Source organism: Candidatus Parvarchaeota archaeon (genome assembly GCA_016866895.1).
Lineage (GTDB): Archaea > Micrarchaeota > Micrarchaeia > Anstonellales > VGKX01 > VGKX01.
Window position 1 is genome coordinate 1 of the sequence record VGKX01000019.1, and the last position, 11,089, is coordinate 11,089.

11 protein-coding genes are annotated in these 11,089 nt (G+C 47.9%); 3 read left to right on the plus strand and 8 right to left on the minus strand.

Annotated elements, in window-relative coordinates:
- From FJZ26_01445 to psmA, 4 genes are all read right to left on the minus strand, one after another.
- Nucleotides 1-607: exosome complex exonuclease Rrp41 (locus FJZ26_01445; protein MBM3229070.1), on the minus strand; the 607-nt coding region annotated here is incomplete at its 3' end.
- A gap of 102 nt (nucleotides 608-709) precedes the next feature.
- A complete protein-coding gene (locus FJZ26_01450) occupies nucleotides 710-1,408 on the minus strand; it encodes a hypothetical protein (protein MBM3229071.1) in 699 nt (232 codons plus the stop codon).
- A 369-nt stretch (nucleotides 1,409-1,777) separates the two neighbouring features.
- Nucleotides 1,778-2,476: a ribosome assembly factor SBDS gene (locus tag FJZ26_01455; GenBank protein ID MBM3229072.1), complete on the minus strand. Its 699-nt coding sequence runs from the start codon at nucleotides 2,474-2,476 to the stop codon at nucleotides 1,778-1,780.
- A gap of 76 nt (nucleotides 2,477-2,552) precedes the next feature.
- Nucleotides 2,553-3,263: an archaeal proteasome endopeptidase complex subunit alpha gene (psmA, locus tag FJZ26_01460; protein ID MBM3229073.1), complete on the minus strand. Its 711-nt coding sequence runs from the start codon at nucleotides 3,261-3,263 to the stop codon at nucleotides 2,553-2,555.
- Between the two features lie 274 nt (nucleotides 3,264-3,537).
- On the opposite strand from psmA, the gene FJZ26_01465 reads away from it, so the two are divergent.
- The 3 genes from FJZ26_01465 (at nucleotide 3,538) to FJZ26_01475 (ending at nucleotide 8,820) form a co-directional block, all read left to right on the plus strand.
- A complete protein-coding gene (locus FJZ26_01465) occupies nucleotides 3,538-4,695 on the plus strand; it encodes a Na+/H+ antiporter NhaA (protein MBM3229074.1) in 1,158 nt (385 codons plus the stop codon).
- A 296-nt stretch (nucleotides 4,696-4,991) separates the two neighbouring features.
- Nucleotides 4,992-7,634, plus strand: a complete 2,643-nt coding sequence (locus FJZ26_01470) for an alanine--tRNA ligase (protein MBM3229075.1) — start codon at nucleotides 4,992-4,994, stop codon at nucleotides 7,632-7,634.
- 76 nt (nucleotides 7,635-7,710) lie between these two features.
- Nucleotides 7,711-8,820, plus strand: a complete 1,110-nt coding sequence (locus tag FJZ26_01475; GenBank protein MBM3229076.1) for a hypothetical protein — start codon at nucleotides 7,711-7,713, stop codon at nucleotides 8,818-8,820.
- Between the two features lie 54 nt (nucleotides 8,821-8,874).
- On the opposite strand, the gene FJZ26_01480 is transcribed toward FJZ26_01475, so the two are convergent.
- The 4 genes from FJZ26_01480 to FJZ26_01495 form a co-directional block, all read right to left on the minus strand.
- The gene (locus FJZ26_01480; GenBank protein MBM3229077.1) at nucleotides 8,875-9,372 is read right to left on the minus strand and encodes a hypothetical protein; all 498 of its coding nucleotides are present in this window, start codon (nucleotides 9,370-9,372) and stop codon (nucleotides 8,875-8,877) included.
- A 164-nt stretch (nucleotides 9,373-9,536) separates the two neighbouring features.
- Nucleotides 9,537-10,244, minus strand: a complete 708-nt coding sequence (locus FJZ26_01485; GenBank protein MBM3229078.1) for a hypothetical protein — start codon at nucleotides 10,242-10,244, stop codon at nucleotides 9,537-9,539.
- Between the two features lie 148 nt (nucleotides 10,245-10,392).
- Complete coding sequence (locus tag FJZ26_01490; protein ID MBM3229079.1) at nucleotides 10,393-10,869, minus strand: hypothetical protein; 477 nt, start codon at nucleotides 10,867-10,869, stop codon at nucleotides 10,393-10,395.
- Nucleotides 10,800-11,089 (minus strand): asparagine synthetase (locus tag FJZ26_01495; protein MBM3229080.1); only part of this gene is annotated, 290 nt, incomplete at its 5' end. The genes FJZ26_01495 and FJZ26_01490, both read right to left, overlap by 70 nt.

Genomic DNA, 11,089 nt, shown 5'->3' on the forward strand with positions numbered 1-11,089 from the left:
GGCCGTCCATCTGGAACAGCAGTATGTCATTGTTCCTTAGTGCAAAAGCCACAGGCATGTCGGACTGGCCGTAATTGTCCTCGTCCTTTGAGAAGTCTACAGCCACCTGGCCGTCAATTTTTCCCACTGCAACAGCGCACACAAGATCCTTCATCGGTATGCCTGCATCCGCAAGGGCAACTGCAGCGGCTGTGACTGCAGCACACCTTGTGCCGCCATCCGACTGCAGGACCTCTATGTAGATATCTATCTGGGTTTTCGGGTATGCCTCGGCGATAATTACGTTTTCAAACGCGTCGCGGATGACTTTTGAAAGCTCCACTGAGCGGCGGGAGGGGCCCGAGCGCCCGTGCTCCTCCTTTGAGCAAAAAGGGACCATGCTGTACCTGCATTTTATTACAGAGCGGTATGGCGACTGGGTGTGTTTTGGGAGGCACTCGCGCGGGCCAAACACTCCGACAAGGATTTTGTTGTTGCCCCATTCGATAAGAGCAGAGCCGTTTGCCTCGGACAGGACATGGGCCTGGATTTTTATGTTCCTCAGGTCTGCCATTCCCCTGCCATCAGCGCGCTTGCCATCAATTATTAATTGCGGTTTTTCTCCCATTTTATCACCAGTTGGAATATAATTTCAAGATAATTTAGATTCATTATTCGGGGTTATTTTCAGGGTTCTTTATTGATTTTTTAAGCCCCATTTTGATTGCGGCTAAAACTCCCCTTCCCGGCCCTTGAGGCCCTCCTTGTGAAATCCTCTTGCATGGTTTCTTGGCGCATCTTTTGGCTCAGGGACTTCAAGCGCAACGTCCTTGCCAGTCTGCTCCTTCAAAAACGCGGCCACCCTGTCAGTCAGGCCGGGGATGTGGGCCTGCTGCGAAATCATCTCTATAGACCTGATTGCAAGCTCCACGTTGCCGCTGTTTGAAAGCCAGACAATCCCGTTCCTGCCAACCGCAATGTCGCAGCCGGCTGCCGCGCGAATCATGTTTATCATTGAGTTTTTCTTTCCGATGAGGCGTGGCACCTTGACTGGAGGGAACATGATGACCCTTCCGCCGCTAAGCTTGCGGGCCTCGATGATTGATATGTTTTTAACCTCGTCTATTGAAAGCAGCCGGCCTATAATCACATCCCCCCTTGTGAATGTGGTCTCGCACTCCCTGCTTGAAAGGAAGCCTGTGTAGGGGGAATTTAGCCGCACAACATAACCTGCAAACTTCACATCCACCACAATGCCGACAATAAGGTCCTCTTGCATCGGCTCGTAGGGACCCTTGAGCGGCACAAGGCGGCCGTCTTCCGATTGCATTGAGAAGACGGACGCGAATGTCTGGTTGTTTTCAACAAATGAGTAGGCCTGCGAGAGAGGCTTTTGCGACAGAAGCTGCCCTGGAACAACGAGTTTCATAATTTTCACCTTTTGAATGGAAAAAGCGTTTGCGGCTTTTTTGGCAAGCGATGCACTGAAAAAACCCAGCGCAGTGCTTGCCTTGTGTTTTTGGAATTTGGCTGCCGCCTGACAAAAGCAATAAGCATAAGTTTTGCGGCTTGAATTGGGCCCGGCGGCACTATTGGCCTGAGTCTCTAGCAAACAGCTTGTTTCACAAATTCTGTATTTGCTTGTTCATTTTTCCTCATTTTACGGATTTATTTACCATGAATGGTTTATATTGATTGTGATTGGGATAAGGGGTAGTTGGGTGGGTGCGGTTATTGTGCTGTTGCAGACTATTGGATGATGCGATGAGATTGCGGGGCATGGAAGGGCGTTTTTGCTTTAAATGGAAGGAAGGGTTTTTGTCTCAACATCCCCGGAAGTTATTTTGTTTATCCTGTCAAAAAATTCCCCTTGCAGCCCGGCAGGAAGCTCCACAATCACAATGAGGCTCCCGTTTCCCGTCCACTCCTCTTTTTGTATCGTGTACTGCTTGAGCGTGCCGTATGACCTGGACGCGTGCTGTGGCGGCACCTTGACTGCGATTCGCACATGCTCGAACTTTATGGGCAGCACTGGCCTCAATGCATCAACAAATTCCTTCATTTGCGCCTGGGCCGGCTTGAATGGGTCAATGTTCACCCGCACCTGCTCTAGCGCGTTTTCAATGCGCAGGACAGGAATTGGCGCATGGGTTCTCGGGTCGACTGCCTCGCGGGCGATAAGGGCAATGACCTGCTTTCTTTTCTCCTCGACCATTTTCTTTTTCTGGTCGGTTGTAAGCTGAAGCTCGCCTCGCTCAAAAATAGCCTTTGCGATTTCCTGCACGTCGGTTGTGTGGAAAACCTCCTGAAGCTTTGAGGACTTGTGCCGCTCGCTTGTCTTTGAGTTTTTGAAAACTTCATCTACCACAAGAACGTTGTTAAGCTCTTTTTTCTGCCCCGTTTTATAGGCTTGCGCAAGCTCGGGGTCAACAAGTATCTCAAAGCGCTCCCCGGCATAGTCAAGATGGGCAATGATTGCCTTGTCAAGGCTTGTCATAGCAAAACCGCAAAATCAGCAAAAGCGCCAAACGCCTGCGGCTTGGGGTGCCGCATGGGTTTACGCAAGTGCATGCTCACTTGAGGAATTTCTCAACCTCTTTGTTTGAGAGGATTTGGAACTCCTTTTTCTTTGTTGAGGCAACGGCTATCTCAACTGTGTCAGGCTTGAGCGTCAAGTCGCCTGATTTTTTCAAGGCTTTGACAGACATTGCAATTGCATCTTCAAGTGAGATGTTCTCCTTGAATTCCTTTTCAAAGAACTCCTCGACTTCCTTTTTGCCAATGCCGATTGCCGCCGCCTTGTAGCCGGTTAGGGCTCCGGATGGCTCTGCCTCATAGAGCTTTGGCACGCCATTATCAATGCCGGCTATAAGGAAAGATACGCCAAACGGCCTGATGCCACCATACTGCGTGTAGACCTGCATCAAGTCGCAAAGGTTTTTTGCTATCTGCTCAACCGAAGCCTGCTCGTCATAGGTGATTTTGTGGCGCTGCGCATCCAGCCTGCCTATATCCACAAGCCTTCGTGCATCTGCGATAAGGCCTGATGCGGTTGCTGCAATGTGATTATCTATTTCAAAGATTTTCTTCATTGAGTCTGGAACAAGCAGGTGCGACTGGGTGTTTTTGTATGCAACAAGGACTACCCCGTCATTGCACACCAAGCCTATTGATGTCGCCCCCCGCTTTACAGCCTCCTTTGCATATTCCACCTGGAAAAGTCTGCCGTCTGGCGAGAACACAGTAATTGCCCTGTCATATGCCTGCGGTGAAACCGGATACATAAACTTACACCCCACTTTTTGCTTGTGCCTAAATGCTAGTATTGGCTCTAAGATTCTGGATATGTCTGATTATTTTAGATATTATGATTCCAATTTAAATGCCTTTCTGGAAGAAAATTGGGAAAACACGGTTTGAGGGTTGCGCTTGGGGCAAATGCGTTTGCCCGCGTTTTGAAAACGGCGTGAGCTCTTAATGTAGGCAAAGATTTATATTCATGTAAAGAGTAATTTTACCACTATATTTATCGCATTTGTTTGCTTGGGAGGAGATGGCATGAAAAAACAGATTTCGCAAGAGAAAGGCATTGCTGATGAGTCCAAACAACAGGCTCGGAAAAAATCACTATTTGACAGACCGTTGAGCTTCCCAAAGGAAGTGAAGCCTGTAGGGGAATCGGAATTCTCGACTTACTATCTAGTTAAGGCGGTAAACACTGCGCATTTGAAACACAACAATTCAGAGCTTTTGTATTTTTGCAAAGATGCGGTTGAGAAGCAAATCCCAAGTGTTTACGTTGCAGATGCCGCTGACACTGCCTCACCTGTTGGCGACGTTGGGCTTTTGATGAAGCGCACAAACATCATCACAAGCCTTGCTGAAAAAATCTCCCACCTCACAGAACCGCTCGCCCCGCTTGCGCACAAGATAAGAAACATGATTTGGAGGCAAAACTCGATTATTGGCGCAGGGGTACTTTGCATTGCAGGGGCTGTTTTTACGTCTGCGGCTTTACTTGAAATAAGCACGCTTGGTGTTGTAACTGCCCTTCTTGGCGCAACACTTATTGCATATGCAAATAAAGACACAAAGGAAATAAACGAGCTAAAAGAGGAGTTTGCAAAGCAGTTTGCAAAAATTGTTGATGTAAGAGCCTACCTCAAAGGTGTTGAGGGCGCATATGACGACCTCGCAGGGATGGTTGATGGCGTTAAGGGACTGGTTGTGGCGCAAAAAGAGTTTGATAAAGAAGTTGCAAGGCGCAAGGTTGCGGAGAAAAGGAAAACCGAAAAAGGGAAATTGGAAATTGCGGTGCCGCAAACAACCGATTTGGCCGGCCAGTTAACTGGGAAACCGGAGACTGCCATAATAACAGAAGAAGAGAAAGAACTTTTGACTGCTAAAAAACCCAAAAATAAAATAACCACAAAAAAGAAAAAAGCCGACGTGAGCGCAGCAGGTGAAGAGGAGCTTGATGTGAAAATCAATGAGCTCAAAGAACTAATTAAAAGCAAGATAGGGCTTGAGTATGTCAATCTTTACAAGGCAATTGAGGGCGGGAACGAAGAGATAATTAATGAATTGAAAGGATTGCTAAGCGAACAGAGGCTGACACCAGAAAAAATAGTCGAGGCAATTGTTAGTGGCGCAGAAAGCGCAGGCAGGTTGAAAAAACTGCTTCAGAGAATGAGTGCTGTTGAAGTAAAAGAATAAGCACTAACAAGGGGTTGCCGCCTGGTTTGAAGCTGCCTTTTTGAAGTTGGCATGCTCCCCCTTGGCCGATTAAGAGTAGTGGGCACGAAGCTTGTGATTGTCATCTACTTAACATAAAGGCGCTTGACAGGCTGGCAGATGCGAGTTTTGCAGGCTGCTTTTTTGGCAGATTTGCTTGCAGTAATTGAATTTGGCAATGGCATGTTACTGCAATTTTGGGCGTGTGCGCAAATGTGCGCGATTGGCAGCCTGCCACCCATGAATTAATAATTTTGCGCACGCCAAAAAGAGAGCGTATGGTATCAAAAGACGCACTGCGGGCGCAGTTCAAGAAGGACTGGCAAAAGCACTTCAAAGTCGATGCCCTGGTTGAGAAGGGGTACACAAGGCAGCAATGCACAAAATGCTCGCGCTTTTTCTGGTCGGTTTCTGAAAGGGGGATGTGTTCTGACCCATCCTGCATTGGATACCGGTTCATAGGCAAAAAAATGGCTAAAAAGCCCCTTGGCTATGTAGAGACTTGGAAAAAAATCAGGGCTTATTTTGAAAAGACGGGGCATGCTTATGTTGAACCCTACCCTACCGTTCCCAGATGGCGCGACGACTTGTATTTCACAATTGCCTCGGTAAATGACTTTCAGCCTTATGTTGTTTCAGGAGAGGTGGAGCCACAGTCAAACCCAGTAATTGTGCCACAGCCATGCATAAGATTTTCAGACGTCTCAAATGTCGGTGTCACTGGACGCCATTACACTGATTTTGTAATGGTTGGGCAGTTGGCATTCAACAACAAAAAAACCGGCGACTTTTACTGGAAGAACGAGGCAATTAGCCATGACTTGGGGTATTTGTCGCACCTTGGCATTGATGAATCGCACCTGGTTTTTCTTGAGGATGTCTGGATTGGTGGAGGGAATTACGGCCCCTGCATTGAATATTTTGCGGATGGGCTTGAGCTTGGCAACTGCGTTTTCATGCAGTATGAGGTGATGCCAGATGGAAGCGGGCGGGAGCTTTCAACTAAAGTCATTGACATGGGTGCAGGCTTGGAACGGCTTGCCTGGATAACGCATGGAAGCCCTATTTCTTATGATATCACATTTGGCAGCGCAGCCCAGAATCTGGTAAAAAGTGCCGGTGTGAAAATAGATGAAAAGCTTTTCCTTCAGTATGCGAAGCTGTCTGGCTCGCTAAACACTGACGAAGTTGAGGATATTGGAGCCGAAAGGGAAAAGATTGCAAGGCAGCTTGGCATGGGCGCCCATGAGCTGCTTGATATGTTTTCACCCCTCCATGCGGCTTATGCCTGCGCAGACCATTTGAAAACCATCCTGTTTACTTCCACCGACGGGATGCTGCCTTCAAACTCAGGGGGCGGATATAATCTTAGGATGATATTGCGCCGCACTTTTGGCTTTGACGAGGAATTTTCAATGGGCATTGACTATGCCAAAGTGCTGGAGGCGCATGCGCACCATTTGCACGAGCTGTTTCCAAAGCTTGAAGGTGGAGTGCCAACAGCCATCGCAATTGTTGAAGAAGAAAAAAAGAAATTCATGGCAGGAAAGGAGAAAGGAAGGGGCAAGGTTGCAAACTTACTTGCGCGAGGCAAGGCAATCTCAGTTGATGAGCTAAAAAGATTGTACGAGTCCGATGGCATACCTGTCGAGCTTGTTGCCGAGCTTGCAAAGGAAAAAGGCATTGAAGTGCCCATACCTGAAAATTTCTACACATTGATGAAAAAGGATGATGAGGCTGGGCCGGCTGGAGAGCACAAAGTGGATGTCGAAGGCCATGAAAAGACAAAAACGCTCTTTTATGAAAGTGTCGAGGAATTTGACGCAATGGTTCTGGCGGTGAAAGGCAAGTGGGTGATTTTGGATGCAAGTGCGTTTTACCCTGAAGGCGGCGGGCAGATATATGACATTGGGTCGCTAAACGGGATAAGGGTGCCAAACGTGCAAAAAGAAAGCGGCGTGATATTGCACGAGGTTGAGAAGCCCGAGGTTTTTAAGCCAGGGCAAAAAGTGCGCGGCATTGTAGATGGGGCAAGGCGAAGGCAGATTTCAAGGCACCACACCTCAATTCACCTGATAAACAGGTGCGCACGCGAAGTTTTGGGGCCGCACATCTGGCAGGGAGGCTCATACAAGGACGAGAAAAAAGCGCAGATAGACCTGACCCACTACAAAAAAATAACTGATGCCGAGCTTGATGATATTGAAAGGCGGGCAAACAATTATGTGCTTGCAGACCTGCCAATCACAACAAAAGTGCTTGGCCGCATTGAGGCTGAAGGCAAATACGGCTTTAGGCTTTATCAGGGAGGGGCTGTGCCTGGAAAAGAGCTTCGGGTGGTCTCCATTGGAGACATTGACCACCAGGCATGCGGTGGCACGCATAATTACAATAAAAAAACAGGCGAGCTTGGGTATATAAAAATAGTGAAAAGAGAGGGCGTGCAGGATGGGCTTGAGAGGCTTGTCATAAAATGCGGCCCTGCGGCAGTTGAATATGTGCAGCAGCGGGAGCGGCTTATCAAGGAGGCGGGAAGCGCACTTCAGGTCCCTGAGGCGCAGCTGAAGGACACCGCACTCAGGTTCTTTGCAGACTGGAAGGAGAGAGGGAAGGAAGTTGAAAAGCTCCAGGAAGTGCTTGCAAAACAGGTAAGCCAGCAGGAAGCACAGAATGCGAGAAAAGAGGGAAGAAAACTTGTGAAGCTTCTTGGAGCGCCTTACCCTCAAAAGCTTGCTGAGGAGATTTGCAACAGGCTCAATTCCCAGGGGCTTGCTGTGCTAATTGTCACTTCCGACGGTTTTGTTGCGGCAGTGGCTCCAGCAGGAAGTGGCCATAGCGCAATTGAACTTCTCAAAGAGCAGGGGGCAAAAGGCGGCGGGAGCGCGCTTGTTGCAAGGGGCAGGATTGAGAAAAAACCTTGAGCTCCAGAACATGCCAAAAGCATGGAGCCCCAGCTTAGACTTATAAGGAAAAGACGGGTAAAAAATTGCGTATTTTATGGGCGACGATTTCACAAAGGCAAGGATTGCTGCCGGCATGGCGTTCAAGGAGCTTGACAAAGCGACAGGAGGCACGCAGCAAACAAAAAAAGCTGGCGAAATCCAGATTAAGTGCATTGGCAACATGTGCACTATTGTGAGAAATGACACTGAAACGATGAGCAGCAGGCATTCTGATTTTGGAAAGGATATTGAAAAAAACCTCAACGCCATAAAAAGGACCGGAAGCTTCATGCTGGCAACTGAACTGCTGATTGAACTGTCAAGGTATCTTGACTCCCATGTACAGGAAGATGAGCATGAGGATTGCAAGAAGGAGGTAAATCTTGCAAGGGTGAAGATAGTTTCGGCAGTGGCGTCAATAAAAACAAACGGCCCAAATTTCCAGAAGACAGACGACTTGGTCGGCTGGCTAGGCGGCAAGAAAGACGAAGCCGAAATTAAGGAAAAGGTTGAAAGGGAGCTTGGGTTGAGATGGTCTGAGATTGAAAGGCTGGTCAATGCTGCGATTAAAGGCATAGCATCTGAAAGCCTCAAAGTCAGCATGCTAAACACGCTAGCATTCTACGAATTCCAGAGAAACACGCTGATGCTGCTAAACAACTTTGGCTATGAAAAAAAGGAGAGGGAAAGGCTTCTTAAGGCAATTGCAGATTTTGCCGAAGGAGCCTATTGGCAGCTAAAGGCATCAAAGGCCTATTCACAGGAGGAAAAAACGACGGAAAAGATGAAAAAAGATATTGCCGAAAAATCTTCTTACAGCAGGCTTCTTTCGGACTTGAAGTCCTCCTCTGCGCAGTTTAGGAGGATTTGCGATGAGGAGGGGCGGCAGGAATCCCAACAGGTTGGCAAGATTGCGTCAAGCGCTTTTGCATTCATGCAGCAGTTTTTGGAAAACACGAAGGATACGGGCAGCCCAAAATATTTAGGAGACTCAAAAGGCCCTGGTGTCGGAAAACCGCCTTCATTTGGCCCCCTGCAAAAAAACGACCTTGCAATTGCAGTCATTGGCGCGGTGCAGGAGGCAAAAACTGTGAGAGGGGGCGGCATCAGCTTTTTTGAAACGCTTGGGATGCCAGTGCCGAAAAAAGAGAGCAAACTGGATTGAATTGCCCGCAAAACTTGTTTTGAAAACCAAAAAGCCGCAGCTGATTTTCCCTGCTTACTTCTCAATCTTCTCGGCCTGGAGGGACCGCGAAAAACTATTCAATCCAAGCCTCTTTGATTTGAGACTGTCAACGTATTTTCCCTGGGCCTTGTCAAAAACAACAAGCTTTTCCCGCTTCATCTTCTCCACAAGCAGGTAAATGAAGTTCATGAAATTCCGAAGCTTTACTTTGTGCGCCTTCTCCTTTTCCTCGAGCCGTGAAAGCAGGTTAATTAAGTCGACAAGGAATTTTGCATCAAGTGCGACAGTGCCGCTTGAGTGGCCCTTGAGCCGCTCTACTAGAACCATGCGGGTCAGCTGAATTTCCTTTGCCAGGCCAAAGGCGTGCGCCTGGTCGGATTCCAAGCCAACGCGAAACGAAGAGGCAAGATTCGCAAGCATGTCCCAGCTTACAGAATCAAGGTTGTCAAGTATCTGGGGGTGTGCAGAATACCTTTGCCCAAGCTCCACATATTCGCCGATTTTGACGCTTTTTTTCCTGTTGTTTGCCATAATGCCAGCTTCTTTTTTTCCGTTTCGTTTATTCTGCTTCTTATTTTAGTTTCTTTTTTTTCCGCTTCTTTTATTCCATTTGATTGGCTTCAACCCGGGTTTGACAGGGGTACAAAGGCCAGATGAAAGACAGATGCCTTTCAGTGAATATTGCCTTGACCTGATTATTTAACCTTGCTGTATCTGCTTGAGGATATCTTGATTCCGACCAGCTTTTTTCCGGATTGTGCCCTTGCCTGCCTGCCAGTCGGATTTTTTTTGAGCTCTTGTGAAAAGTACTTGCCAAGTGCGGTTTTGAGTTTCCAGATTAAAAGTTCCCTTTTTATCTTCTCGATTGTCCTTGAAATTGGGGAGATTTTTTGTGGCATGACGTTTGCCGGAAGCTTTTCTGAAAGCTTGATTGCCTTTAATCCGGTGATGCACAGCTGAGCCTGCGGCGCATTTGCAACCAGGGCGCACGGGCCCCCCTGCCCAGGCCCGATTGGCTTGAAGTCCCTTGAATATGCGATTATTGGGTTGACCCTGAGAGCCACATTGGTTTTTATGCAGTAGCCATAATCGGAGCTTGAGAACTGGACGTATTTTGCGCTTGTGCCCTCTATTGAGTTATGGATAAGGTCGCTTAGGCCAGCCCCTGACCAGACAACTTTGGGCGGCCCCCAGCATGTGGCCTCAAAAGAATTGAACGCGATGTTTTTCACTGGGAGCGCATAGAGCTGGCCGAAAGTCACAGGCACAATCCTGCTTGAGCCAGAAAGGACGATATCAAAGGCCTTTTGGTGCTCAAGTGCCCTGAACTGCTCGACTTTTGGGATTACAGAATGGAAGATTGCGTGCCTTTCAAGCTCCAAAAATGCCGGTTCCCGGGACATGTTTTTGATTTGCAGGTTTGAGTGTTTAAAGCTATTGGCTGCCTGAAAGTCAGGGCTTGCGTTGAAAAAAGAAAAAGAAGAAAGAGGGGCTTGGAGATTGATGCTTGGTGGGGGAGTAATCGCATATGCGTTTATCAAAATTGTTTAGTCACCAAACACTAGAGCCAGAAGGAACATTGGATTCTGGCAGGAGCATCACAGGCTTCCCTGAGGCAATGCCTGATTTACCCCCGTCGCTTCTGCAGCAAAGCAAACGTGCTTGACTTTTAACTCCCATAATGACAATTTCGGGAAGGCCTATTTGCACAAGAATTTGCTTTCCAACAAGACAGGAATCATAATTCTGGCCTGGTATGCTGGATGCAATTGTCTTACAACCATCCTCGCCACAATCCACAACAATTTTATGGAGGCTTTTAGTCCCTTCAACTTTTGCACACGAGATGACTAGAGCTACACGTAGTCCTAGTTCTGTATGTTCCACCAATTCATCACCCGAGCCAATATGTTGCTTGTCATTTACGATAGGTTTTCTTGACGTATGAAATTCAATTGCTACACCACGAATTTTTCCCCCGGGACTTTGGCAAAAGGGCTTGCATCCCTTATGTGCTGCAGGCCGCAGGCATAGCGCACAAACCGCTCGATGCCAATGCCTCCGCCTGCGCTTTTTGTAAGATGGCCTGCCTTGGACAGTTCCATATATGGCCCAAAGTCCTCCTCTTTTTGCCCCCGCTCCAAAAGCTTTCGCTTGAGCACCATGTAATCATAGTCACGCTCTGCCCCCGACAAGCCCTCGCCAAACCCTTCAGGGTAGAACAGGTCGTAGTTGTGGTAGTAGCCTC